The 23338-nt window shown below is 65.8% G+C and carries 25 protein-coding genes and 1 pseudogene; 15 read left to right on the top strand and 11 right to left on the bottom strand.

Features of this window, described 5'->3' with window-relative positions; genetic code table 11:
* Window position 1: 1 nt before the first annotated feature.
* From AWC25_RS03090 to AWC25_RS03080, 3 genes are read left to right on the top strand one after another with little or no spacing between them, the layout of a single operon-like run.
* The gene (locus AWC25_RS03090) at window positions 2-1000 is read left to right on the top strand and encodes an enoyl-CoA hydratase/isomerase family protein (protein ID WP_069398310.1); all 999 of its coding nucleotides are present in this window, start codon (window positions 2-4) and stop codon (window positions 998-1000) included.
* Entirely contained in the window at window positions 997-3426 is a 2430-nt protein-coding gene (locus AWC25_RS03085) for a CaiB/BaiF CoA-transferase family protein (RefSeq protein ID WP_069398311.1), read from the top strand. The genes AWC25_RS03090 and AWC25_RS03085 overlap by 4 nt, the downstream gene beginning before the upstream one ends.
* A gap of 6 nt (window positions 3427-3432) precedes the next feature.
* The gene (locus AWC25_RS03080) at window positions 3433-4242 is read left to right on the top strand and encodes an SDR family NAD(P)-dependent oxidoreductase (RefSeq protein WP_069398312.1); all 810 of its coding nucleotides are present in this window, start codon (window positions 3433-3435) and stop codon (window positions 4240-4242) included.
* Here the strand turns inward: AWC25_RS03080 and AWC25_RS03075 are convergent.
* Window positions 4239-5090, bottom strand: coding sequence for an SDR family NAD(P)-dependent oxidoreductase (locus AWC25_RS03075; RefSeq protein ID WP_069398313.1), 852 nt, complete (start codon window positions 5088-5090; stop codon window positions 4239-4241). The genes AWC25_RS03080 and AWC25_RS03075 overlap by 4 nt on opposite strands.
* A gap of 85 nt (window positions 5091-5175) precedes the next feature.
* Here AWC25_RS03075 and AWC25_RS03070 point away from each other — a divergent pair, with 85 nt between their 5' ends.
* A complete protein-coding gene (locus AWC25_RS03070) occupies window positions 5176-5667 on the top strand; it encodes a MarR family winged helix-turn-helix transcriptional regulator (protein WP_069398314.1) in 492 nt (163 codons plus the stop codon).
* 25 nt (window positions 5668-5692) lie between these two features.
* Window positions 5693-6109: a DUF5313 domain-containing protein gene (locus tag AWC25_RS03065; protein WP_069398315.1), complete on the top strand. Its 417-nt coding sequence runs from the start codon at window positions 5693-5695 to the stop codon at window positions 6107-6109.
* Window positions 6110-6112: 3 nt separating this feature from the next.
* Here AWC25_RS03065 and AWC25_RS03060 read toward each other — a convergent pair whose 3' ends face one another.
* A complete protein-coding gene (locus tag AWC25_RS03060; protein ID WP_069398316.1) occupies window positions 6113-6964 on the bottom strand; it encodes a mycofactocin-coupled SDR family oxidoreductase in 852 nt (283 codons plus the stop codon).
* A gap of 301 nt (window positions 6965-7265) precedes the next feature.
* Window positions 7266-7922: a TetR/AcrR family transcriptional regulator gene (locus tag AWC25_RS03055; RefSeq protein WP_069398317.1), complete on the bottom strand. Its 657-nt coding sequence runs from the start codon at window positions 7920-7922 to the stop codon at window positions 7266-7268.
* Window positions 7923-8158: 236 nt separating this feature from the next.
* On the opposite strand from AWC25_RS03055, the pseudogene AWC25_RS27785 reads away from it, so the two are divergent.
* A pseudogene (locus tag AWC25_RS27785) lies at window positions 8159-8815 on the top strand (acyl-CoA dehydrogenase family protein); the annotation flags it as partial.
* A 30-nt stretch (window positions 8816-8845) separates the two neighbouring features.
* Window positions 8846-9334, top strand: coding sequence for an acyl-CoA dehydrogenase family protein (locus AWC25_RS27780; RefSeq protein ID WP_425320225.1), 489 nt, complete (start codon window positions 8846-8848; stop codon window positions 9332-9334).
* Here AWC25_RS27780 and AWC25_RS03045 read toward each other — a convergent pair.
* The 8 genes from AWC25_RS03045 to AWC25_RS03010 are packed head-to-tail and all read right to left on the bottom strand — an operon-like array spanning window position 9331 to window position 15492.
* Window positions 9331-9651: a DUF4190 domain-containing protein gene (locus AWC25_RS03045; protein ID WP_085166323.1), complete on the bottom strand. Its 321-nt coding sequence runs from the start codon at window positions 9649-9651 to the stop codon at window positions 9331-9333. The two genes, AWC25_RS27780 and AWC25_RS03045, sit on opposite strands and share 4 nt — an antisense overlap.
* A 55-nt stretch (window positions 9652-9706) precedes the next feature.
* Window positions 9707-10525: an acyl-CoA dehydrogenase family protein gene (locus tag AWC25_RS03040; protein WP_085166322.1), complete on the bottom strand. Its 819-nt coding sequence runs from the start codon at window positions 10523-10525 to the stop codon at window positions 9707-9709.
* Between the two features lie 2 nt (window positions 10526-10527).
* Complete coding sequence (locus AWC25_RS03035) at window positions 10528-11643, bottom strand: acyl-CoA dehydrogenase family protein (protein WP_069398321.1); 1116 nt, start codon at window positions 11641-11643, stop codon at window positions 10528-10530.
* A complete protein-coding gene (locus AWC25_RS03030; protein ID WP_069398322.1) occupies window positions 11640-12089 on the bottom strand; it encodes a nuclear transport factor 2 family protein in 450 nt (149 codons plus the stop codon). Before AWC25_RS03030 ends, AWC25_RS03035 begins: the two co-directional genes overlap by 4 nt.
* Window positions 12067-13320 (bottom strand): metal-dependent hydrolase family protein, encoded by a 1254-nt coding sequence (locus AWC25_RS03025; protein ID WP_085166321.1) that lies wholly within the window; start codon window positions 13318-13320, stop codon window positions 12067-12069. The genes AWC25_RS03030 and AWC25_RS03025 overlap by 23 nt, the downstream gene beginning before the upstream one ends.
* Before the next feature lie 2 nt (window positions 13321-13322).
* Window positions 13323-13646, bottom strand: coding sequence for a hypothetical protein (locus tag AWC25_RS03020; RefSeq protein WP_069398323.1), 324 nt, complete (start codon window positions 13644-13646; stop codon window positions 13323-13325).
* The gene (locus AWC25_RS03015) at window positions 13630-14919 is read right to left on the bottom strand and encodes an aromatic ring-hydroxylating oxygenase subunit alpha (RefSeq protein ID WP_069398324.1); all 1290 of its coding nucleotides are present in this window, start codon (window positions 14917-14919) and stop codon (window positions 13630-13632) included. The genes AWC25_RS03020 and AWC25_RS03015 overlap by 17 nt, the downstream gene beginning before the upstream one ends.
* Window positions 14920-14943: 24 nt before the next feature.
* Window positions 14944-15492 (bottom strand): carboxymuconolactone decarboxylase family protein, encoded by a 549-nt coding sequence (locus tag AWC25_RS03010; protein ID WP_069398325.1) that lies wholly within the window; start codon window positions 15490-15492, stop codon window positions 14944-14946.
* 417 nt (window positions 15493-15909) lie between these two features.
* On the opposite strand from AWC25_RS03010, the gene AWC25_RS03005 reads away from it, so the two are divergent.
* The 8 genes from AWC25_RS03005 to AWC25_RS02970 all read left to right on the top strand — a co-directional run bounded on the left by AWC25_RS03005 (window position 15910) and on the right by AWC25_RS02970 (window position 23327).
* Window positions 15910-17208: an amidohydrolase family protein gene (locus AWC25_RS03005; protein ID WP_085166320.1), complete on the top strand. Its 1299-nt coding sequence runs from the start codon at window positions 15910-15912 to the stop codon at window positions 17206-17208.
* A 135-nt stretch (window positions 17209-17343) separates the two neighbouring features.
* Window positions 17344-18510: an acyl-CoA dehydrogenase family protein gene (locus tag AWC25_RS03000; RefSeq protein ID WP_085166319.1), complete on the top strand. Its 1167-nt coding sequence runs from the start codon at window positions 17344-17346 to the stop codon at window positions 18508-18510.
* Window positions 18507-19319, top strand: coding sequence for an enoyl-CoA hydratase/isomerase family protein (locus AWC25_RS02995; RefSeq protein WP_069398328.1), 813 nt, complete (start codon window positions 18507-18509; stop codon window positions 19317-19319). Before AWC25_RS03000 ends, AWC25_RS02995 begins: the two co-directional genes overlap by 4 nt.
* A 3-nt stretch (window positions 19320-19322) precedes the next feature.
* Window positions 19323-20471, top strand: a complete 1149-nt coding sequence (locus AWC25_RS02990; protein ID WP_069398329.1) for a thiolase family protein — start codon at window positions 19323-19325, stop codon at window positions 20469-20471.
* Between the two features lie 124 nt (window positions 20472-20595).
* A complete protein-coding gene (locus AWC25_RS02985; protein WP_069398330.1) occupies window positions 20596-21225 on the top strand; it encodes a TetR/AcrR family transcriptional regulator in 630 nt (209 codons plus the stop codon).
* On the top strand, window positions 21222-21737 hold the full coding sequence (locus tag AWC25_RS02980) for a hypothetical protein (RefSeq protein WP_069398331.1): 516 nt from the start codon (window positions 21222-21224) through the stop codon (window positions 21735-21737). The genes AWC25_RS02985 and AWC25_RS02980 overlap by 4 nt, the downstream gene beginning before the upstream one ends.
* 121 nt (window positions 21738-21858) lie before the next feature.
* The gene (locus AWC25_RS02975) at window positions 21859-23142 is read left to right on the top strand and encodes a cytochrome P450 (protein WP_069398332.1); all 1284 of its coding nucleotides are present in this window, start codon (window positions 21859-21861) and stop codon (window positions 23140-23142) included.
* The gene (locus AWC25_RS02970) at window positions 23139-23327 is read left to right on the top strand and encodes a ferredoxin (protein WP_069398333.1); all 189 of its coding nucleotides are present in this window, start codon (window positions 23139-23141) and stop codon (window positions 23325-23327) included. The genes AWC25_RS02975 and AWC25_RS02970 overlap by 4 nt, the downstream gene beginning before the upstream one ends.
* The last annotated feature ends 11 nt before the right edge of the window (window positions 23328-23338 follow it).

Below are 23338 nucleotides of genomic sequence, written 5' to 3'. Positions count from 1 at the left end.
CATGCCGGGCCCCGCAGAGCCGCCGGCCGAAGAGATCATTCGGTACGGCAAGGATCCCGCGACGCGGATCGCCACCATCACGTTCGACCGGCCGGAATACCTCAACGCCCCCACCATTGGCGCGCGAGTGCGCTACGCAGACTTGTTGCACCGGGCCAACATCGACGACGACGTCAAGGTGTTGGTGGTCCGCGGGGCCGGCGACGACGTCGGTTCCGGGGCGGACCTCGCCGAGGCGATGCGGGTACGCGACGCGGCCGACCAGGGTCCGCGACTGGCCGAATACCGAATCGGCCCCGACGAAGTCAGCCATCCCCCACGGGGGTCGTTTCGCGACGGCGCCACCCTCGGTCAGTGGTACGCCAACCCGAACTCCGGCATTCGCGGGCTGCAGGATTTCAAGAAGATCAGCATTCTCGAGGCGAAGGGTTACTGCTACGGCTGGCATTTCTACCAGGCCGCCGATGCGGACCTGGTGATCTCCAGCGACGACGCGCTGTTCGGGCACCCGTCGTTTCGCTACTACGGCTGGGGACCCCGGATGTGGTGGTGGGCGCAGACCATGGGCATCCGCAAGTTTCAGGAAATGGTGTTCACCGGAAGAGCTTTCACCGCCGCGGAAATGTATGACTGCAACTTCCTCAACAGCGTGGTGCCGCGGGGCGAGCTCGAGGCGGAGGTGGAGAAATACGCGCTGGCCTGCGCCAGTAACCGCCCCACCGACACGGTGTTCATGCAGAAGGTCTTCTTCGAGATCATGAAACAGTTCCAGGGCGAGTACCTGGGCAGCATGCTCAGCGGCGTCTTCGAGTCCCTGGGGCCCTTGGTCCGCCCGGATGCCGGCGACGAGCTGATGCTCGACGACGCGATGAAGCGGGGCCTGGGCGAGGCGGTCAAGGACAACGACGAGAAGTTCCCCGCCGAGTGGCGCCTGAGCAAGAAGGCGCGCAAGAACACCAACGCCGGCAAAACGACCAAGTCGAAGCGGAAGAAGCAGTGAAGCACCACCGCGCCGAATCGCCGCTGACCGGGTACTCGGTGGTCGATCTGTCCACCGGGATAGCGGGCGGGTATTGCACCAAGCTGCTCGCCGACGGCGGCGCCGACGTCGTCAAAGTCGAAGCCCCCGAGGGGGATCCGCTACGTCGGTGGTCGGCCTCGCGCACCGTCGTCCCCGACGGTGACGACGGTGCGCTGTTCAGCTTCCTGGCCGGTGCCAAGCACAGCGTCGTCGCCGACCCGGACCGCGACCGCGACACCACCCTGGTGAACCGGTTGCTGGCCGCGGCGGATGCGGTCGTGTGGTCCCAAGGCTCGCGGCTGGCCAAGCAGCCGGACTTCACACCACATGCCATCCGTGCTCGCCACCCGCATCTGACGGTCACCGCGATCACACCGTTCGGGCTCGACGGACCCTGGCGAGACCGTGCCGCAACCGAATTCACGCTGCAGGCCTGGTCGGGCGGGATCGTAGGGCTCGGCCGGGGCGAACAGGCGCGCGCCCCGGTGTTCGTCGGCGGTCAGATCGGTGAGTACCTGGCGGGTGCCTACGCGAGCGTGGCTACTCTGGCATCGCGGTGGCGCGGAATCGACTGTGGGGCTGGCGAACTGGTGGATCTGTCGATGCTCGAAACGCAAATTCTCTGCCTGACATACTACCCGGTCACCTACTACGAGATGCTCGGGCGACCGTGGCGCGATGCCCGTCGGCCGACGGTGCCGGGCGTTGCCCAGGGGAAAGACGGCCTGATAGATCTCGGCTGCGGTACCGCGCAGCAGTGGTTCGACCTCTGTGCCATGGTGGGCCACCCCGAGTGGATCGACGAAAACTCGCCGCTGTCGATCACCGAGCTGGCCAATGTGTACGCCGACGAGATCTTCGCCTGGATCGCGAGTACACCGATCGACGAAATACGGGATTTGGCAAGCGCATTCCGCATCCCGAACGCACCGGTCGGCAACGGGGCCAACGTCACCGCGTTCGACCAATTCGTGGCACGGGGTTCGTTCGTCCGCAATCCGCGCGGCGGATTCCGGCAACCCGGCCATCCATATCGGATGGAGCCCGCGCGGCTGCGGCCGCCACAACCGGCGCCGCGGTTGGGCGAGCACACCGAGCACTACCGCACCGCGCAGCTGCCCGTCCGGCCGGCCCCCGCCGGCGTCGCGAAAGTGCGGCCGATGACCGGTCTTCGGGTACTGGACATGACCACGTTCTGGGCGGGTCCGTGCGCCACCCATATTCTGGCCATGCTCGGCGCCGAGGTCATCCATGTCGAATCCACCCGGCGCCCGGATGGCACCCGCCTGATCGCCGGGATACCCACCAGCAAGGAACGGTGGTGGGAAAAGTCGCCGATCTTCCATGCCCTGAACACCAACAAAAAGGGACTCACCCTGGACCTGCAAAACGCGCGCGGCCGAGACGTGTTGCGCAGGCTCATCGGAACATGCGACGTGATCGTGGAAAACTTCACGCCCCGTGTGCTGGATCAGATCGGGCTGGACTTCGCCGCGGTCCAGTCGCTGCGGCCCGACGCGGTGCTGGTGCGGATGCCCGGTTTCGGCCTGGACGGGCCGTGGCGGGACAATCCGGCGTTTGCCTATGTCATCGAGGCTGCGTCCGGAATCAGTTGGCTGACCGGTTATCCGGATCGCACCCCGTATGACCCGTATTCGGTCGGTGACCCCAACGCCGGGGTGCACGCGGTCAACGCCGTGCTGCTGGCGCTGGAGCATCGCCGCCGCACCGGCGAGGGGGTGTTCGTCGAAGCGGCGATGGTCGACGCCGCGCTCAGCATCGCGGCCGAGCAGGTCATCGAGTATTCGGCCTACGGCGCACTGCTTCAGCGCGCGGGCAACCGGGGGCCCTCCGCGGCGCCACAGAACCTGTACCGTAGCGCCGACATCGACGAGTTCGGCCGGCCCGACAGTTGGGTCGCCATCGCCGTGGCGACCGACGACCAGTGGACGCGGCTATGCGGTGCGCTCGGATCGCCGTCGTGGGCAAACGATCCCGCACTGGCCACCGCAACCGGTCGGCGCGAACACCACGACGTCATCGATGACCACCTCGCCGCCTGGTGCGAGGTGCGCAGCCGCGACGAGATCATCGCAACGCTGTGGGATGCCGGTGTCCCGGTGGCCAAGGTGCTGCAACCGCATCGGCAAACCGAATTGGCGCAGCTGACGTTTCGCGGCTTCTTCGAGGAAGTCGACCATCCGGTGGGCGACCGCGCTAGGCTCAGCACCGTGCCGATGAGGTTGTCGGGCGGCCCGAAGGTATTTCACGCCCAACCCGCCCCCACGTTGGGGCAGCACAATCATGAATTGCTCGCCGAGTTGGGCATGAGTGCGGCAGAGATAGCGCAGCTGGAAGCCGACAATGTCATCGGCACTGAACCCTGGCTGCGCACGGCGACCTGAGCGGCGATGGCGATCGATCCTTCGGACATCCTGCTCACCGACCGGGTCGCGGTCGTCACCGGTGGCGGTGCGGGCATCGGCCGCGGCATCGCCGCCGGAATGGTTGCCTTCGGTGCCAAGGTGGCGGTCTGGGAGCGAGACCCACAGACCTGCGCAAGGGCAGCGGAATCGATTGGCGCCCTTGGTCTCGTCACCGATGTCCGGGACGGCGAGCAGGTCGACGCCGCGCTGCAGCGGACCACCGCCGCACTCGGAGTACCCACCATCCTGGTCAACAATGCCGGTGGCGTGTTCTCTTCGCCCCTGCTGGAGACCAGCGAAAAAGGTTGGGACACACTGTATAAGACCAACCTTCGCCACGTGCTGCTCTGCACCCAGCGGGTCGCTCGGCAGTTGGTCGCCGCCGATCTGCCCGGCAGCATCATCTCGGTGACGTCGATCGAAGGCGTGCGTGCCGCCCCGGGCTATGCGGCCTACGCCGCGGCCAAGGCCGGAGTCATCAACTACACCAAGACCGCGGCGCTCGAGCTGGCGCCGCACGGCATTCGGGTCAACGCGATAGCACCGGATATCACCCTGACCGAGGGTCTGGCCGCGCTGAATAGTGCCGACGCGGCGGCCGCAATGGCCGATATCGTGCCGATCGGGCGACCCGGCCATGTCGATGAAATCGCGGGTGCAGCAATATTTTTGGCATCCGACATGTCGGTCTATCTCACCGGGCAGACACTACATGTCGATGGCGGGACCCACGCGGCCGGCGGCTGGTATCGCGACCGGCAGACCGGTGCCTACCGGCTGGGGCCGCCGCTCTAGTGTTTCCAGCCCTCGGCGGCTTGGTCGTCGAAGGTGCGGTCGATGCGGTCAAACCTGCGCTTGATCGACGCACGCGCCGCTTCGTGCGGCAGGATGTAGAGCCGATTGGCCAGAATCGCGTCGGCGGTCAATCGCGCCACGTTATGCACCGACACCGTTTCGTCCTGCGTCGGCGGGAGCGGCGCGAACCCTTCGGTCGGGTCGGGGTTGGACGCCGGTTCGTGATCGGCGCCGCGGATCCGCTCGGAGTTGGCAACCAATGGGGTCTCGATGACCATGGGGCACAGCACCGAGACGCCGATGCCGTGTTCCTTGAGCTCACGGGCCAGCGTCTCCGCCAGCCCCACAACGCCGTACTTGGCGACGCCGTAGGCCCCGAGGCCGGTGTTGGGCACCAACCCGGCGAACGACGCGGTGAAGGCGATGTGGCCGCCGTTGCCCTGCTCGATGAGACGCGGCACGAACGCCTCGACGGCATGGATCGAACCCCACAAATCAACGTCAATCACCCAGCGCCAGTCCTCATGCGTCATCGCTACCAGCGGACCGGCGACAACGATTCCGGCGTTGCTGAAAACAACGTCGACCTGGCCGAGAAGGCGGAAGGCCTGGTCTGCGAGGCGGACCACCTCTTCGAGGTGGCGCACGTCGCACGTCACGCCGTGCGCGTCGATGCCCTCGGTCTGCAGGTTCGCCACGGCCCGCTGCAGTGCCGCGGCATCGACGTCGGCTAGCATCACGCGGGCGCCCCTGCGGGCGAACTCGGTGGCGGTGGCCAATCCGATTCCGCTGGCACCTCCGGTGATGACTGCCGCGCGACCCGCAAAATCGGATGCGTACCCGTCCATGGATTCCGAGCGTATGCCCCGCCCGCGGTCGCCTGTGAGAGGCATCATATAGATAGCGCACGAACTATTAGGGCACCATGTAGTAATGGCCGCGCCGACCACCGCCGAAGTCGATCCGTTGGCCCTCGAACAACAGGTGTGCTTCGCATTGGCGACCACAAACCGGGCGGTCTTGGCGGTGTACCGGCCCCTGCTGGAGCCGCTCGGCCTGACGCATCCGCAATACCTGGTGATGCTGGCGCTATGGGATCATCGCAAATCGCCGACCGCGGAAAAGTTCCCAATGTCGGTCAAACAGATCGCCGCGGCATTGCAGTTGGATTCGGCCACGCTATCGCCGATGCTCAAACGGCTGGAGGGGTTGGGGCTGATTACCCGCGACAAGAACCCCGCCGACGAACGCACCACCGACGTGAAGCTCACCGCACGCGGCATCGCGCTACGGGAGCGGGCGCTCGAGATTCCACCCGCCGTCGTGGCACGTTTGGGTGTCGGCCTGGCCGAACTGCGGCATCTGCACCAGGTTCTCACCCGCATCAACGCCGCCGCGGTCGCGGCTGGCGCACTACAGTCATGACATCCAGCATCTTCGAGGAGCGAAAATGACCGCCGACAAACCCAACCTCTGGCAGTACATCGGCTACTGTTACGGCCGGCGCCTGCCGGATTCGATGCGCAGCTGGGTCGCGCGCGATCTGGCCGGCGAGGGAGCCATCCGGCGGCACATGATCAGGTGGGCCATACCACCACTGGTGGTGCTGGCTCCGCTGTGGTTGTTACCCGCCTCGCTGTACGTGCACACCGAGATGACCGCACCGCTCTACATCTGGGCTTTGCTGATTTCCCTTGCGCTGAACAAGGTTTGGCGCCGGCACCGACTGCAGGACCACGGGCTGGACCCCAACCTGGTCGACGTGATCAACCGACGCAAGCAGGCACGGATGCACGAGGACTACATCCGCCGCTACGGTCCGCGACCGGAATCGGCCCAGTGGCAGGACAACAGCAGCCCGTTTTAGTGGTTACTTCAGGCAGCTGCCGGCGTCGATCGGCAGTGTGACGCCGGTGACGTAACGCGACTCGTCGGAGGCGAAGAACAGCACAGCGTTGCTGATGTCGATCGGGTCCACCCACGGGATCGGCAGGGTGTGGAACATCTGGCAGATCGGCGCCATGTCGTCCGGACCGGGGTTTTCCAGGTCCGGCCGGAACATCTTCCAGGTGCCCTCGTTCATGATCATCGGCGTGCTGACGTGGGTGGGATGCACGGAGTTGACGCGAATCATGTGCTGCCCCAGTTCGACTCCGAAGGCGCGCATCAATCCGACCACCCCGTGCTTGGCGGCGACGTAGTGACCGGTGTGCGGGTAGGCCTTCAGGCCGCCGACCGAGCTGGTCAGGATGATCGATCCGCCGCGTCCGGCGGCGATGATATGGGGCACACCGGCTTTCACGGATTTCCAGACACCGGACAGGTTGACGTCGATCATCTCCGTCCAGTCTTCTTCGCTGGTTTTGTCCAGCGTCTCACCACCGTTGCCGATCCCGGCGTTCGCCACGATGATGTCGAGGCGCCCCAGCTGCTCGACGCCGGCGTCCACCGCCGTCTTCAACGCCGCGAAGTCGCGCACATCCACCTCGGCCGTGTAGATCCTCCGGTTGTAGCCCTTCACCAGATCGGCCGTCTCGGCCAGATCTTCGGGCGTGGAGGCGGGGATCGCCGGGCCCTCCGCGGTGCCCGCGCGGATGGGTTTGCAGATGTCGACGGCGATGATATCGGCACCCTCCTGTGCCAGCCGCACCGCGTGGCTGCGGCCCTGGCCACGCGCCGCCCCGGTGACGAAAGCAACCTTGCCTTCAACACGTCCAGTCATCGCTACCTCACTTAGTTGTTCGAACCGGAATGTCTCGGCGGAAACCGGCTGGCCCGGTGGATGGGGAAAGCGCCGGCTGTCAGGGGTAATCGATCGCCTCTCGCAGTCACCGCGTTTGCCCCGACCCGCCGGGGCGCCGCCACTGAACTCTGTCATCACCCGGCAACGGGTGTCAACGGCGAATCCGTTTTGGCTACTTATCGTTCTAAATATTAGAGAATCACATTCTCACAAGGCAACTCGCGTGCGCTATCTGCTCGGCGCCGAAAAGGACCGGAGCAAGGGAGAAGGGTTGTGGGGGTTAGCGCTGGCCGACGAATCCGGCTGAGCAGAAGTCCCACACCTCGTCGGCGGTGATCGGATGGATCGTCGCGTCATCGCTGCCGCCGCTGGACTGCGCGATGAACATGACCGTTTGCATTGTCATCGCGGCGATGCGCCGCGGATTGAGTCCGGCGCGCAATTCACCCGCCTCGCTGGCGGCTTCCATCAACTCGGTCAGCAGCGTGAGCAGCGGCGCATGCGCGACCTTCACCTCGGCCGGATGGGTCACCAGCAGCCGAGGGGCGAAGTCGGTGAACAGGGGTCGCTTGGCGGCGGGGTCGGGTCGCGAAGCCTCGTATAACAGCTCGACCGCCACTTTCAACCGCTCCAGGGGATCGGAGTGGCTTTCGGTCGCGGCGCGGATCTGATCGGCCGATCGGCTCAACGCATCTTCGAACAGCGCGAGGAGCAGCTCGTGCTTGCCGTCAAACTGCAGGTAGAAGCTCCGTAGCGACTGGCGCGAGCGGTCCACCACCTCCTGGACGGTAAAATCGGTGCTGCCCTTTTCGATGATGATGGCTTGAGCCGCATCGAGGAAACGCTGAACGCGTTGCGCGGCACGCAGTTTCGCGGTTTTGATGGATCGCTCGACGGCGCGCTGCTTCCAGGCCGGCTCTCCGCTCGGGTTGGTCACGGAAGGCTCGGACGGTTGCCGCGAGGGGAGAACATGGTTGGACTCTACCGGAGAACGCCGTGACATCGCTGCGCTCGACCCCCTCACGGACCATGTGTCGGAGATTGTAACTTTCTTGCCATGAGAATACTATTCTCCTGAACGCGTGTATAGAAGCGGAATCGCAAGAGTGAATCGCACCGTGGGCGAAAACCCGGATCTACCGAACGAGTGCCCGCAAACTTCAGGGGAGTGCCGTGCAGCTGACCTTCGACTCCGACGTGGAGGAGTTCCGCGCCGAATTTGTCGCGTTCCTCGAAGAAAACCTGCCCGATCCCGCGGTGGCCGGTGAGCGTCCGCGGTCGACTTCGGACATCCCCGAGTGGGCCCGACGGTGGCAACGGCTGCTGTTCGACAGCGGGTGGCTGCTGCCCGGGAATCCGCCGGAGTTCGGCGGGCGCAACGCGACGCTGCTGCAGCAGTACGTGTATCTCGAAGAGTTGTCGCGGCGGCGGATCTACCAAAGCTTCAATCCGCAAGGCGTCGGCATCATTGCGGCTTCCTTGCTTTCATTCGGAACGGACGAACAGAAGCGGCGGTGGGTCGTACCGATTCTGCGCGCCGAGATGACGGCCTCGCTCAGCATGAGCGAGCCCGGCGCGGGGTCGGACCTCGCCTCGCTGAAGACCCGCGCCGTGCCGGACGGTGAGGTCTTCGTGGTCAACGGACAGAAGGTGTGGACCTCGGGTGCCCACCATGCCGACGTGCTGTTGACCTTCGTTCGCACCGACCCCAGCGCGCCAAAACACAAGGGCATCAGTGCATTTCTGATCCCTACCGATACCCCCGGCGTGGTCTGCCGCCCGTTCGCCTCGGTGGGTGACATCGAAGACGTCGACTTCAACGAGGTCTTTTTCACCGACGTACGGGTCCCGGCGCAGAACCTGGTCGGCGAGCTCAACGAGGGCTGGCGCGTGGCCACCGGCTCGCTCGGCCACGAACGCGCCATGCTGTGGCTGGATTACGCCGACATGCTGCACGCGCTGACGGTGGAATCCACCCCGTCGGGGTCCGTGCAGCGAGATCGCTACGCGACCCTGGTGATGGATTTCTACGCGATGCGGCTGTTGGGGTCGGCCACGCTGGCCAAAGCCGCGCGCGGCGAGGAAGACGTGCCCGCGCAGTCGGTGCTCAAGCTTTTGGGTTCGGAGGCGATGCAGCGCGCCTGCGAGGATGCGCTCGATGCCAACGGCAGTGCCGGCCTGGTGTTGCGGGGCGTCACCGCCCCGTTCGCAGCGCTCAACTTGGACAGCCACTACGGCAGTTGGTTCGACCGCTACACCCGCACCTTCGCCGCGACGATCGCCGGCGGTACATCTGAAATTCAGCGCAACATCATCGCCGAACGCGTGCTCGGATTACCCCGAGCCTAGGGCCCGCAGTTGGTGGCGGCCGGATTGTCCAGGCATCGCTGTAAACGCCCCGGATCCCGGGAGTCCAGCCAGGCGTAGTAGCCGATGACGATGAGTCCCGCCACGATCGCCACTGCGCCCAACACCATGCCCGCCGCCGCGACCCGCGCATTCGTCGCCTCGCCGCGACGGACGCGCCGCCGCCCGATATCCCCGCTCAACACCGCCGCGATGCCCAGCGGCACGCCGATCAACAGCCAGCAGGTGGCCAGGGCCAACCCGCCCAGGATCACCGAGGCGACGCCGACCTGATTCCGCGGTTCGCCGAGTGAGCTCATGCGCCCTGATTCTAGGCAGCACCGGCCGACGCGGGGTCCCGAGGCGCTCGGCGAGCTACAGCTGCAGCAGCCGCGGCGCGAAGCCCTTGACCCGCAACGCCGCTCCGGCTTGTCCGGTGAGTTCTCGCGCGCTGCCGAGGAGGCTGTCCAATACCAGCGAGCGTTTGATGTGACGGTGCAGTGGGTGCTCGGCGGTAAAACCGATACCGCCGAGCACCTGTTGGCAGTGCCGGGCCGCGGTCTGCGCCGCTTGCCCCGCCGCCGCCTTGGCAAGGAGGCTGGCCAACTCGGGATCCTCGGGTTGCGCGGCGGCGGCCTGCAGGGTCGCCACGGCGCCCTCGATCGCAACGAGAGTCTCGGCCAGTCGATGACGGATCGCCTGAAACGAGCTGATGTGGCGACCGAACTGGACTCGGTCCAGGGCATGCTGACGAGCCAGCGTCAACATGGCCCGGCTCGCCCCGACCAACCACCAGCCCAGCGCCTGCCGCCCGAGGTCCAGGCCAGCTTGAAAGACCGAATCACCTTCGGCCACAGGATGTATCGGCAGACTTTCATCGATTGCCGAACCGGGTGTGTCGTCACGACGCCAGCGCACCCAGGAATTTCCCGAGAACGGCAGCGCAGTGATACCGCCGACCGGCTTGCCGGCCGCGCGCAGCACCACGTCGTTGAGGACCGGCGCATGCGCACCGGTCTCGCCGAGCAGCCGAAACACCAGGGGGATGGCAAGTTCCGGGATTTCGTCCAGCATGTCACGCCAGCCGAGGTCGGTCAGCGCCGCGTCGAGCCGGGCGCCGGAGGCCGCCCCCATTGCGGTGCCTAGCGACTCGGTCAGCAGCTGCAGTTCCCCGGGGTCTGAGGGCAGGTCCATGCTCATTCCTTCCCGAGATCGAGAAGCCGACGGGCGATGATGTTGCGCTGAATCTCCGCCGTGCCCCCGTAAAGGGTCGACGCGCGCGAATAGAGATATTCCGAACGCCACGGTGTGTCGTCGAGTTCTAAGACGCCGGGCAGCACGTCGCGGACGGTGTCGTAGAGCCGCTGTTCGGCCGCGGCCAGCAGTACCTTATCGATCGAGGTGTCCGGGCCCAGGCGGGCGCCGCCGCCGAGCCGATGCTGGGTGGCGCGGGAGCGGCAGCGCAGCGTGTGCAGCGCGAGATACGTTGCACCTAATTCGAATTCGTCGTGTCCACCGTGCCGAGGGCCGTCGGCAACCTCGGCGATGAGCGCATCGAATCGGGAGTACAGATAGGCGATGCGCTGCCAGAAGCAGGTGGACCGCTCAAAGGGAAGCAGGTCCATCGCCAGCCTCCAGCCGTCGCCCGGCCGGCCGAGCATCCGGTTCGACGGGACCACCACGTCGTCGTAATAGACCTCGCAGAACTCGTCGACGCCGTGCATCGTGCGCAGCGGCCGGATGGTGATGCCCGGGGTGTCGAGGTCGACGAAGAACGCGGTGATGCCGTCATGGTTTAGGTGGGCCGGCCCGGTGCGGGTGAGCAGGATGCACCGGGTGGAGAACTGCGCGAAGCTGGTCCAGACCTTCTGCCCGTTGACGATCCAGTGGTCGCCGTCCCGGACCGCCCGGGTCGTCAACGACGCCAGGTCGCTGCCGGCGCCCGGCTCGGAAAACCCTTGACACCATTGCTCTTCACCGCGCAGCAGGCGCGGCACCATCTCCGCGGCGAGTTCTGGTGGGGCATAATCGATCATCGTGGGAGTGAGCACCTCGAGCATCGAATACGGGCCGGGCTCGGCCAGTCGGCGGCCAACGACCTCCTCGCCGACGATGGCGCGCAGCACCGCGGGCCCACCCAGGCCGCCGACTTCTTCCGGCCAGCCGTAGCGCATCCAATCGGCGTCGTAGAGCGCGCGGCTGACCCGCCGGAATTGGCGCATCTGGCCTTCCAGCGTGTGGTCCGCCCCGGGCGTCAGGTCGTGTTCGTCGAGCCACGCGCGTAAACCCGCCCGGAACTCGTCGACCCTCACGGCTGCGGACGGCCGACGGCGTGTGGACGTCCGGAGTCGTGCACGCCACTGCGCCGAATGAAGGTCATGGCACGGGTTTTCAGCCGCCAACCCTGGGACGTGCGGGAGTAGGTGTCGCGGTAGTAACCGATCCGCATGTCGTGCGTGGCGTGGTCGATGAAGCACAGCGGCTGGGTACCGCTGGCCGTGTCGCCGTCGAGGGTTTCGATCAAGGCGGTTCCGGTGAGGAACAAGCCTTTCGGCGCGGCGGCCACCAATTCCGGGAACCGGTCAAGGTGGTAGGTGGAGCCGAACGCGCTGTAGGTGCCGTCCGGGGTGAAGACACCGATCAGACCGTCGATATCTTCCTGGGTGATGGTGACCGCGTAGCGGGCGAGCAGCTGCTGAATCTCGACCAAATCGTCGGTGCGCGTGCGGCCGCTCTCAGACCGATCGGGTGTCGACATAGACCTTGCCACCTTTCATCACAAAGCTGACGTTTCGCGTAACGGTGATGTCTTCCAACGGGTTTCCCGGCACCGCGATGATGTCGGCGAGAAGACCCGGTGCCAGGCGTCCCCGATCGGTCGAGTTGATCAGTTCGGCTGCGGTGCTGGTGGCGGCGCGCAGCACCGCCAGCGGGGGAAGGCCCCATTCGACCAGGGTGACGAGCTCGTCGGCGTTGCGGCCGTGCGGTATCGCGGGAGCATCGGTGCCGAGCGCGATCTTCACCCCGGCCTCGTACGCCGCCAGGATCGAGGTGCGCGATCTGGGGAACATCTCGGCGGCCTTGGCCTGCAGCTCGGGCGGGGCATGCGACACGTCCATCGCTTCGGCCAGGCGCCGGGTGCTGACCAGGAAGGTGCCGTGCTCGACCATCATCGCGATGGCATCGTCGTCGACCAGGAAACCGTGCTCGATGCAGTCGATTCCGGCGTCGACCGCGTGCCGGACCGCCTCCGCGCCGTGCGTGTGCGCGGCGACACGCAGCCCCCGCCGATGCGCCTCGTCGACGATCGCGCGCAGCTCTTCATCCGAATAGTGCTGTGCGCCAGGCGGACCCGTCAGCGACATCACGCCACCCGAACAACAGACCTTGATCAGCTCGGCGCCGTGCTTGATCTGATAGCGGACCGCCTTGCGGATCTCGTCGATGCCGTTGGCGATGCCTTCTTCGACCGTCAGTTCCAGCGCATGCGGTGCGAACGCGGCGAACATCGTGGGGTCCAGGTGGCCGCCGGTGGGCGTGATGGCATGACCGGCCGGAACCACCCGGGGCCCGTCGATCCAACCCGCGTCGATTGCCTTGCCCAGTGCGACATCCAGCAGGTAGCCGCCCGTCTTGACGAACAAGCCGAGGTTGCGCACCGTGGTGAACCCGGCGCGCAACGTCCGTCGGGCGTTGCCGACGGCGCGCAGCACCCGCGTCGGAGGATCGTCCTGCACCTGAGACAGGCCGGGCTTTTCACCCCGCCCGCCCATCAGGAGGTTGACCTCCATGTCCATCAGCCCCGGCAACAGGATCGCGTCGCCCAGGTCGATGAGCTCGCCGTCGGGCTCGCCGCCGATACCGGCGATGCGGTCGCCGTCGATGGTCACCAACCCGGGGCGGACGATCTCACCGGAGTCGACGTCTAGCAGTCCAGCGGCCTTGAGCGTCAACGGCGATGAGTCGCCGGCGCGAGCAGCGCGGGACAAGGTCAGATCACCGGTTCCCGGATCAATTCCACCCACGCCGCGCCGCTGTCGGGAACGCGCGGTTGTTTCCACGCCTCGATCGGAAAGGACACCATGACCAACGATTGCATCATGTGCATCAACGTTTTCGCGTCATCCGGCAGGTCGTCCAGGGGAAATTTGTCGCAGTACGCGATCACGTCGTTCAGCAGCGGGAACGCGACGTTGTAAAACTCCTGCATCTCGGCCATCGTCGACGAGAGCCGTTTGGCGTACCGCTCGGGTTCGGTGGCCAGATCCCACGCCAAATACGGCTCCAAGGCCGCGAATTCAGACGGTAGCGACATTGCGCTGGTGCTCCTTCTGCCAATTCGCGACGTAGTCGCCCGTGGTCTTGTGCAGATGACGGATCAAGACTTCCTGGTCGCACAGTAAGAACTCGGTGACGGCCCGGGTGCCGATCATGGTCTGGGTCGCTTCCAGGGTATTGGCGTCCTGCAGCGCGTACTCCTTGAATGTCACCGCGGCGAGTTCCTGCGCCAGTCGTTCGCGCGCGTTGCGCGGCGGCACGAAATACAGTGTGCACTCGAAGATGTGCTTGTCCACCGCGGTCGGCCAGTAATGGTAGGTCAGGTACCAACCCGGCTCCCAGATCAGCAGCATGAAGTTCGGGAAGAAGAGCCAGGAGTCGATGCCCCACTGCGGCGCCCGCTTCACGTTCACCCCGGGTGGCAGTTCCAGATTCTCGATGATCTCGGGCTTGTCCCACGGACCGAATAGGCCGCTGCGCAACACCTGGTCCATCGGTTTCACCATGGACATGTCCGGAGGCGGAGCCTGACCGCCCCATGTCGACTGCAGGCTGTGCGGCCCGGCCAGTTCGTAGTGCAACGCCTCGTAGCCGTACTTCTGGATCTTGGCGGCTTCTTCCTTGGTGTACTGCCCCTGATGCAGGATCGGCGCGTGGTAGAACTCGACGAACGCGTCGATGAACAGCTTCCAGTTACTGCCCACTTCCGCGCGATAGGAATAGGTCTCCGTCATCTCGCCAAAGGGGTAGCCCTCGATGCTCTTGGCCAGCGGGCCCAGATAGTCGGTCAGCGGTGCCGCGTTGTCGTCGAGGTTGACGAAGATGAAGCCTTCCCACACCTCGCAACGGACCGGGGCCAGGCCGAAGTTGCTCTTGTCGAGATCGAAGAACTCGTCTTCCTGTTGGACGAAGGTCAGGTCGCCGTCGAGACTGTAGCGCCAGGCGTGGTATTTGCAGGTGAACTGCCGGCATGTTCCGGCGGTTTCCTCGTTGGGAAAGTCGTTCCACACCAATTTGTTTCCCCGATGCCGGCACACGTTGTGATAGGCCTTGACGGTCCCGTCCTTGGTCTTGACGATGATCACCGAGGTGCCCTTGCCCGCCGACGGTAGCTCTTTGGTGAAATAGCTGCCGGCACGGGGGAGCCGGTTGACCCGCCCGACGTTGAGCCAGGTCTTCCTGAACACCGCGTCGCGTTCGGCCTCGAAGAACGCCGGGTCGATCGAGTCGGTGTAATCAACCGGCGCCGTGCCTAATTCGGGGTAGTTCTCTGTCCAGCTGCCGACGGCTGGCTTCGGGAAGTGCGGCAACGTTCTTTGCTCCTCTGTTGACTCTTACTCGACGTGGGTGGCGGCTGGGTCGGGGTGCTCGAGCTGGATGCCGAAAGTGTTGAAAGCCATAGCCAGTAGCGCGTAGCAGCCGACCGTGAACACGAAGTCCATCCGTTGCTGGTCGTTGAGACGCTCGCCGAGCACGGCCCAGGTCGGGTCGGATATTCGCGAGTTCTCTTCGAGTTCATCGACGCCGGTGATCACCGTGGCATCAAACGCGTCGAGGACACCGTCGTCGGCGCCGGTAGCACGCTGGACGGCGGTGATCTGGTCGTCGGTGATGCCCTCGTCCTTGGCCATCCGGACGTGGTGGGACCACTCGTAGGCGCACTGCCGACGATGTGCCACCCGCAGGATCGCCAATTCCCGGATGCGTGGCGGCAGCGTGGACGAGGCGAGCAGATGCACGTTGAAGCGGAGGAACGCCTTCGCCAGCGCGGGGTGGTGTGCAAGGGTGCTGAGCGCGTTGTTGGTATCCGCGCCCCGCATCGACGACAGTGCCCGCCGGGTAGCCTCGTCCCACTGGTCCGCGGGCAGCGGCCGCAAGCGCATCGGCAATGTCCTCTCTGTGCAGGAGAATCGTATTCTCATTTGTAACTAACAGACTGGCATGATTCGCACGACTGGTCAATGCCGGGCGTGCCCACGCAGGGCCGGCGGCGCGGCCGGTGGAGGCCCCGTGCGAGGCGCGCCGCCGTCACCGCGGTGTGCGTAACAATTTTTGGCCGTCCGGGCGGGGATGGCCGAGTGCAGGCACTTCTCCGACGGCGTCGCGGCACGTGAGGGCACACCGGGGCCGAGACGGGACCGAAACGGGCTATACGGGAAGGGTGTTGGGGGGGGGGGGCCGGCTTCGTGGATGTTGATTCTCACTTGGCGAGAAGATAGTTTTCAGAGGTAGCGGGGTGCGCACGGCAGCCGAACGCCCCGGGAGCAGACTGCTCGTGGATCCGATGGAGAGGGAAGCTCATGAACAAAGAAGACATGATGCTGATCAGCGTCGACGACCACACTGTCGAGCCGCCCGACATGTTCAAGAACCACCTGCCGAAGAAGTATCAAGACGACGCGCCGCGGCTGATCCACAACGACGACGGCTCGGACATGTGGAAGTTCCGCGACACCGTCATCCCGAACGTGGCGCTGAACGCCGTCGCCGGCCGGCCCAAGGAGGAGTACGGCATCGAACCGACCGGGCTCGACGAGATCCGGCCGGGTTGCTACAACGTCGACGAGCGCGTCAAGGACATGAACGCCGGCGGCATCCTGGCCTCCATCTGTTTTCCGTCGTTCCCGGGCTTCGCGGGTCGGCTGTTCGCCACCGACGACAACGACTTCTCGATCGCGCTGGTGCAGGCCTACAACGACTGGCACATCGACGAATGGTGCGGCGCCTACCCGGCCCGGTTCATCCCGATGGCGATCCCGGTGATTTGGGACGCCGAAGCGTGCGCGGCCGAGGTGCGCCGGGTTTCGAAAAAAGGCGTCCACGCGCTGACCTTCACCGAGAATCCCGCCGCGATGGGCTACCCCAGTTTTCACGACGAATACTGGAACCCGCTGTGGAGGGCTCTGTGCGACACCGACACCGTCATGAACGTGCACATCGGTTCCTCGGGGCGGCTGGCGATCACCGCGCCGGACGCGCCGATGGACGTGATGATCACCCTGCAACCGATGAACATCGTGCAGGCGGCCGCGGATCTGCTCTGGTCGCGGCCCATCAAGGAATACCCGGACCTCAAGATTGCGCTCTCCGAAGGCGGAACCGGGTGGATTCCCTACTTCCTCGAGCGCGCCGACCGCACCTTCGAGATGCACTCCGCCTGGACGCACCAGGACTTCAAGGGCAAGCTGCCCAGCGAGGTTTTCCGCGACCACTTCCTGACCTGCTTCATCAGCGACAAGGTCGGCGTGGCGCTGCGCAACATGATCGGCATCGACAACATCTGTTGGGAGGCCGACTACCCGCACAGCGACTCGATGTGGCCAGGCGCCCCCGAAGAACTATGGGATGTGTTGTCCCGCAACAATGTTCCCGATGACGAGATCAACAAGATGACCCACGAGAACGCGATGCGTTGGTACTCGTTCGACCCGTTCACGCACATCCCGCGCGAGCAGGCCACCGTCGGGGCGCTGCGCAAGGCCGCCGAGGGACACGACGTGTCCATCAAGGCCAAGGGCCACGACAAGGACAGCCGAGGCGGCTCGTCCTTCGCGGATTTCGCGGCCAACGCGAAAGCCCTTACCGGCAACAAAGACTGACCGCCAACGTGTCGGGCCTGGGTGTCGCGCTGTGTCGAGATTGCACTCAGGGTCGCCATTCGACCTATTGACGACCAGCACGGCGATCGCGCCGCGCGGCAATGAACAGGAGATCCGGCAGTGCCCGGCGATGGGATGAACTTCGAGCTGACCGAAGATCAGGAGCTGATCCGCCGGTCGGTGGCGGAGTTGGCACGGAAATTCGACGACCAGTACTGGATGGAAAAGGACCAGGCGCACGAATTTCCGACCGAGTTCTACAACGCCATCGCTCAGGGCGGCTGGCTCGGCATGACGATTCCGACCGAGTACGGCGGCCACGGTCTCGGAATCACCGAAGCCACACTGCTACTCGAAGAGGTGGCCAAGTCCGGCGGGGCGATGAACGCGGCCAGCGCCATCCATCTCTCGATCTTCGGTATGCAGCCCGTCGTCGTGCACGGCTCCGACGAACTCAAGGCCCGCACCCTGCCGCCGGTGGCGAGGGGCGAGGTGCACGTGTGCTTCGGCGTGACCGAACCGGGTGCCGGGCTCGACACGTCGCGAATCACCACGTTCGCCAAGCGCGACGGCGACCGCTACGTCGTCAATGGCCGCAAGGTGTGGATCTCCAAGGCGATGGAATCCGACAAAATCCTGCTACTCACCCGTACCAAGAGCTACGACGAGGTCACCAAGAAGACTGACGGAATGACGCTGTTCCTCACCGATCTCGACCGCAGCCGGGTCGACATTCGCCCAATCCGCAAGATGGGCCGCAACGCCGTCAGCTCCAACGTGCTGTTCATCGACAACCTCGAAGTTCCGGTTCAGGACCGAGTTGGCGAGGAGGGCAAGGGATTTCAGTACATCCTCGACGGCTTGAACCCGGAGCGGATGCTGATCGCGGCCGAGGCGCTCGGTATCGGCCGGGTGGCCCTGGAAAAGGCCGTCAAGTACGGAAACGAGCGCGAGGTGTTCGGCCGGCCGATCGGCATGAACCAGGGGTTGCAGTTCCCGCTGGCGGACTCGCTGGCCCGGCTCGACGCCGCCGAGCTGATGTTGCGGAAAGCGACCTGGCTTTACGACAATGGCAAACCCTGTGGGCGCGAAGCGAATACCGCAAAATATCTGTGCGCCGACGCCGGCTTCGCCGCCGCGGACCGGGCGTTGCAGACCCACGGTGGCATGGGCTACGCGGAGGAATACCACATCACCCGCTACTTCCGCGAGGCGCGACTGATGAAGATTGCACCGGTCAGCCAGGAGATGATCCTGAATTTCCTGGGCGCCAACGTGTTGAAACTGCCGAGGAGCTATTGACGTCCACCGAAGAACCCGTCTTGCTGTCGCGGGACAACGACGGGGTGCGCACCCTGACGCTCAACCGTCCGCACCGCAAGAACGCCCTCGACCCCCAGTTGTGGATCGCACTGCGCGACGCGCTGCAGCAGGCCGGCCGTGATCGCGGGGTGCGTGCGCTGGTGCTCACCGGTGCCGGCGGAGCCTTCTGTTCCGGCGCCGACATCGCCAGCCCGGACGACGTGCATCCGAAACACAAGCTGCAGCGCCTCACCGACGTGGCGCTGGCGTTGCATGAACTCCCGGTTCCGACGGTGGCCAAGGTGACCGGTGTCGCGGTCGGCGCCGGCTGGAATCTGGCGCTGGGCTGTGATCTGGTCGTCGCGACGCCGGATTCGACGTTCTCCCAGATCTTTTCCAAACGCGGCCTGTCGATCGACCTCGGCGGTTCCTGGTTGCTGCCGAAAATCGTTGGGCTGCAACAGGCTAAACGACTCGCATTGCTCGCCGAAACCATCGACGCGGCCGAAGCCCATGCGCTCAATTTGGTTACCTGGGTGGTGTCGGCCGCAGCGATCGACGGCTTCGTCGACGAAGTTGCCGCGCGGCTGGCCGCCGGCCCGCCGATCGCGTTGGCACAGACCAAGGCGCTGCTCAACGAGGGGGCCGACCGCACCCTGCGCGACGCGCTGGCCAACGAGGCGCGCGCGCAGATCGGCAACTTCGCGACGGCGGACGCGGCCGCGGCCTATGCCGCGTTCCGCCAGCGGCGGGAGCCGTCGTTTACTGGGCGGTGGGCGTTATCGAAATCTGATGAGGAATCGGAGTAGGACATGCGGGAGACGGTCATCGTCGAGGCGGTGCGCACGCCGGTCGGCAAGCGCAACGGCGGGTTGTCGGGCATGCATCCCGCGGACCTGTCCGCGCTCGTCCTCAACGAGGTGCTGCACCGAGCCGGGGTGGGCCCCGACATCGTCGACGATGTGATCTGGGGTTGCGTGTCCCAGGTCGGCGACCAGTCCAGCAACATCGGCCGGTACGCGGTCCTGGCGGCCGGCTGGCCGGAGAGCATCCCCGGCACCACGATCAACCGCGCCTGCGGTTCCAGCCAGCAGGCCCTAGACTTCGCGGTGCAGGCGGTGATGTCGGGCCAGCAGGACGTCGTGGTGGCCGGCGGTGTCGAGGTGATGAGCCGGGTGCCGCTGGGCGCGGCCCGGGCCACCGGCATGCCTTACGGCCCCAAGGTCCTGGCCCGCTACCACGGTTTCTCGTTCAACCAGGGGCTGTCCGCGGAGCTGATCGCCAAAAAATGGGGTTTCTCGCGGCCCCAGCTCGACGAGTTCTCCGTGCAGTCCCACGAGCGGGCCGCCGCGGCCCAGGACAGCGGCGCCTTCACCGATCAGATGGTCACGGTCATCACCGACGACGAATCGGTCGTCAGCGCCGACGAGGGCGTGCGCCGGGGCAGCACCGTCGAGAAACTCGGCACGCTCAAGCCCGCGTTCGCCGAAGACGGTGTCATCCACGCGGGCAATTCGTCGCAGATCTCCGACGGCGCGGCCGCATTGCTGGTGACGACCTCGGACCTGGCCGTCGAGTTGGGCCTGACGCCGATCGTGCGGTACCGCGCCGGCGCCGTCACCGGCGCCGATCCCGTGCTCATGCTCACCGGCCCCATCCCGGCGACCGAGAAGGTGCTGAAGAAAGCGGGCGTTCCGCTGTCGGAGGTCGGCGCCTTCGAGGTCAACGAGGCCTTCGCGCCGGTGCCGCTGGCGTGGATCGCCGAGACCGGTGCCGATACCGCGCGGGTCAACCCGCTGGGCGGGGCGATCGCGCTGGGCCATCCGCTGGGCGCCTCCGGCGCGGTGCTGATGACGCGGCTGGTGCATCACATGCGCGACAACGGGATCCGCTATGGCCTGCAGACGATGTGTGAGGGCGGCGGCACCGCCAACGCCACCCTGGTCGAGTTGGTCGCCTAGCGTCGACGGGGCACGGGGAAGAACTTCCTTTGAGTCCGGCTGAGACCCTTGTCACATCGGCCAAACCTACCTACTGTGTGTTCACTAGGTTGGTTCAGCCCCGCCGATCGGTCAAAGGAGCCCGGTGCCCGACGCTCGCCGTTACGACACGCTGCTCGCCAAGGGTGAGGACCGCAAACAGCGCATCCTCGCGGTCGCGCAGCGGCTGCTGACCCGCAATGGCTGGCGCAACACCACGCTGGCGCAGATCGCCGGGGAAGCCGGAGTGACTCCCGCGGGGCTGCTGCACCACTTCGCGTCCAAGGAGCAGCTGCTGCACGCGGTGCTGGACGCCCGTGATCAAGATGACGACACGCACGCCGACCGTGCCGGCGATCTCATCGCCCAGATCTCCGCCGTCGCAGATCGATTTCACCGGGCGCCGGAGCTGGTCGGCACCTTCACGGTGTTGCTGGTCGAAAACATCCTGCCCGACGCTCCGCTGCACGACCGCATGCTGGCGCGTCATCAGGCCGCCGTCGACATCGTCGCCGAGCTCATCCGCAACGGCCAGGTTGAGGGTCGGTACCGGGCGGAGATAGACCCCACCATCAAGGCAGTCGAAATACTCGCCTTCGTTCACGGAATGGAAACCACATGGTTGCTCGATCCTTCGATACCGCTGACCGAGGTGTTCAAACAGTACGCCGAGACGCTGGCGCGGGACTTCGCGCCGTCGGAGCAGCCGCTGAGCGCATCCCCGAGCACGACATGAGGTATCGCCTGGACGTTGTCGCCTCCAGCGTGCTCGACGTGGTGCGGTTCGCCGGGGGCTGGCTGTTCGACCGCTCGATGGCCGGCTGGGACGTCACGGTGCTGCTCACCGACCTTGCGGACCACCCCGACCTACGGCCGCTACAGATCATCGGCGCCCAGCCGCTCGATCTGGAAGACGCGCTCGCATCGATAAAGGACCGGCCCCGACCGCAGGCTCTGGCGGCGGCGGCCGATCTGGTGGGGTGCGACTCGCGGGTGCGCCAGGGCGTCCTGCAGGCGCTCGATCATGGCGTCACGGAGGTCATCCTGTGGGGTGAGACCTGGCCCGCGGAGCTGGACGGCACCGTCGGCCTGGTGCAACACCGGCTGAGCGTGGCCGCGCAGGTGTTCAAGGGCAAGGCGTTGGCGGCCGCCGCGCTGCCGGGGTGTTCCATCGGCCACACCGAGAGCTTCCGCAGTGGTCTACTCGCGTTTCCGTCGGTGGCCGCCGATCTGGTTCCGGCCGGCTAACAACGCGCTCGTCCTTAGACCGTGCGGGGGCACCTGTCGTTGACGACAACAGGCCCGTGTGGAAATGTAATGCTCATCTCTGAGAGGCTCATTCTCACTGCTGAGATCCGAATGGAGCGGAATGGCGAACGACTTCTCCACGATGGACTTCTTTCGCGGCACCGAGCTCATCGCCGACCCGTACCCCTACTACGAGTCGCTGCGCCGGCGGTGCCCCGTGACGCCTGAAGACCAGCACGGCGTCACCATGGTCACCGGCTGGGACGAGGCCTGCGCGGTCCTGAACGACGCCGAAACCTGGTCGTCCTGCATCTCGGTGACCGGGCCGTTCCCCGGCTTCCCGGTCAGCCTCGAGGGTCTGGGCGACAGCGACATCACCGAGCTGATCGAAAAACACCGCGACGAACTGCCATTCAGCGACCAGCTGCCCACGCTCGACCCGCCCACCCACACCAACCATCGCTCCCTGTTGATGCGACTGATCACCCCCAAGCGGCTCAAGGAGAACGAGGACGCCATGTGGGCGCTCGCCGACCAGGCCCTCGACGACTTCCTGGCGCCCGGCCACGGCGAGTGGATCAAGGGCTTCGCCGGCCCGTTCACGCTGCTGGTCATCGCCGATTTGCTGGGCGTACCGATGGAGGACCGCGACAAGTTCGTCCAGGGCATCCGCGACCACTCCGGCGGCGGTATCGGTGGCACCGGCAAGGAATCGCTGGCGCACAGTCCGCTGGAATTCCTCTACGGACTGTTCTCTGACTACGTGCGCGACCGCCGCCGGGACCCCCGCGACGACGTGCTGACCGGACTGGCCACCGCGACCTACCCGGACGGCACCATTCCCGACGTCGAAGACGTCGCGCGGGTCGCCAGCAACGTCTTTTCCGCGGGTCAGGAGACCACCGTGCGCCTGCTCGGTGCCGCGCTGCAGACCCTTGCGGAGCGCCCGGACATCCAGGCGGAGCTCCGCAGCGACCGCAGCCTGATCCCCAACTTCATCGAGGAGTCGCTACGCCACGAAAGCCCGGTGAAGGGTGACTTCCGGTTGAACCGCAGGCCCGTCACCGTCGGCGGGGTCGACCTGCCCGCCGGCACCACCGTGATGATCGTGCAGGCCGCCGCCAACCGCGATCCGCGCCGGTTCGACGACCCCGCCACCTTCGACCCGCAACGCAAGAACGCCCGTCAGCACATCGCGTTCGGCCGCGGCATCCACAGCTGTCCGGGGGCACCGCTGGCGCGAGCCGAAACCCGGGTTGCGCTGGAGCGACTGCTCGACCGCACCAGCCAGATCAGGATCGACGAAAGTGTGCACGGCCCGGCGAATAGCCGTCGCTACCAATACGTCCCGACGTACATACTGCGCGGGCTCACCGAGTTGCACCTGGAGTTCACGCCGGCATGAAGGTCTGGGTGGACGACCAGCGGTGCCGCGGTCACGGCATGTGTCTGACGCTGTGCCCCGACGTGTTCAGCCTGACCGACGATGGTTACGCCGAAGCGATAGATGCCGCTCTCCCAACGGATTTGGAAGCGGCGGCCGTGGAGGCCATCGAGTGTTGTCCAGAACAAGCCATCAGCGAGAAATGACGGCAGTAGGG

This window comes from Mycobacterium sherrisii, from assembly GCF_002102355.1.
GTDB lineage: Bacteria > Actinomycetota > Actinomycetes > Mycobacteriales > Mycobacteriaceae > Mycobacterium > Mycobacterium sherrisii.
This window is presented reverse-complemented; position numbering and strand designations above follow the sequence as displayed.

Excerpts from the sequence above, each read along its gene's own strand:
- AWC25_RS03030 (WP_069398322.1), bottom strand. The coding sequence starts at position 12,089 with ATGTCGACACCCGATCGGTCTGAGAGCGGCCGCACGCGCACCGACGAT.
- AWC25_RS02970 (WP_069398333.1), top strand. The coding sequence starts at position 23,139 with ATGAAGGTCTGGGTGGACGACCAGCGGTGCCGCGGTCACGGCATGTGT.
- AWC25_RS03040 (WP_085166322.1), bottom strand. The coding sequence starts at position 10,525 with ATGGACCTGCCCTCAGACCCCGGGGAACTGCAGCTGCTGACCGAGTCG.
- AWC25_RS03005 (WP_085166320.1), top strand. The coding sequence starts at position 15,910 with ATGAACAAAGAAGACATGATGCTGATCAGCGTCGACGACCACACTGTC.
- AWC25_RS02975 (WP_069398332.1), top strand. The coding sequence starts at position 21,859 with ATGGCGAACGACTTCTCCACGATGGACTTCTTTCGCGGCACCGAGCTC.
- AWC25_RS02980 (WP_069398331.1), top strand. The coding sequence starts at position 21,222 with ATGAGGTATCGCCTGGACGTTGTCGCCTCCAGCGTGCTCGACGTGGTG.
- AWC25_RS03045 (WP_085166323.1), bottom strand. The coding sequence starts at position 9,651 with ATGAGCTCACTCGGCGAACCGCGGAATCAGGTCGGCGTCGCCTCGGTG.
- AWC25_RS03075 (WP_069398313.1), bottom strand. The coding sequence starts at position 5,090 with ATGGACGGGTACGCATCCGATTTTGCGGGTCGCGCGGCAGTCATCACC.
- AWC25_RS03080 (WP_069398312.1), top strand. The coding sequence starts at position 3,433 with ATGGCGATCGATCCTTCGGACATCCTGCTCACCGACCGGGTCGCGGTC.
- AWC25_RS03010 (WP_069398325.1), bottom strand. The coding sequence starts at position 15,492 with ATGCGCTTGCGGCCGCTGCCCGCGGACCAGTGGGACGAGGCTACCCGG.
- AWC25_RS03090 (WP_069398310.1), top strand. The coding sequence starts at position 2 with ATGCCGGGCCCCGCAGAGCCGCCGGCCGAAGAGATCATTCGGTACGGC.
- AWC25_RS02990 (WP_069398329.1), top strand. The coding sequence starts at position 19,323 with ATGCGGGAGACGGTCATCGTCGAGGCGGTGCGCACGCCGGTCGGCAAG.
- AWC25_RS03000 (WP_085166319.1), top strand. The coding sequence starts at position 17,344 with ATGAACTTCGAGCTGACCGAAGATCAGGAGCTGATCCGCCGGTCGGTG.
- AWC25_RS03060 (WP_069398316.1), bottom strand. The coding sequence starts at position 6,964 with ATGACTGGACGTGTTGAAGGCAAGGTTGCTTTCGTCACCGGGGCGGCG.
- AWC25_RS03070 (WP_069398314.1), top strand. The coding sequence starts at position 5,176 with ATGGCCGCGCCGACCACCGCCGAAGTCGATCCGTTGGCCCTCGAACAA.
- AWC25_RS03020 (WP_069398323.1), bottom strand. The coding sequence starts at position 13,646 with ATGTCGCTACCGTCTGAATTCGCGGCCTTGGAGCCGTATTTGGCGTGG.
- AWC25_RS03065 (WP_069398315.1), top strand. The coding sequence starts at position 5,693 with ATGACCGCCGACAAACCCAACCTCTGGCAGTACATCGGCTACTGTTAC.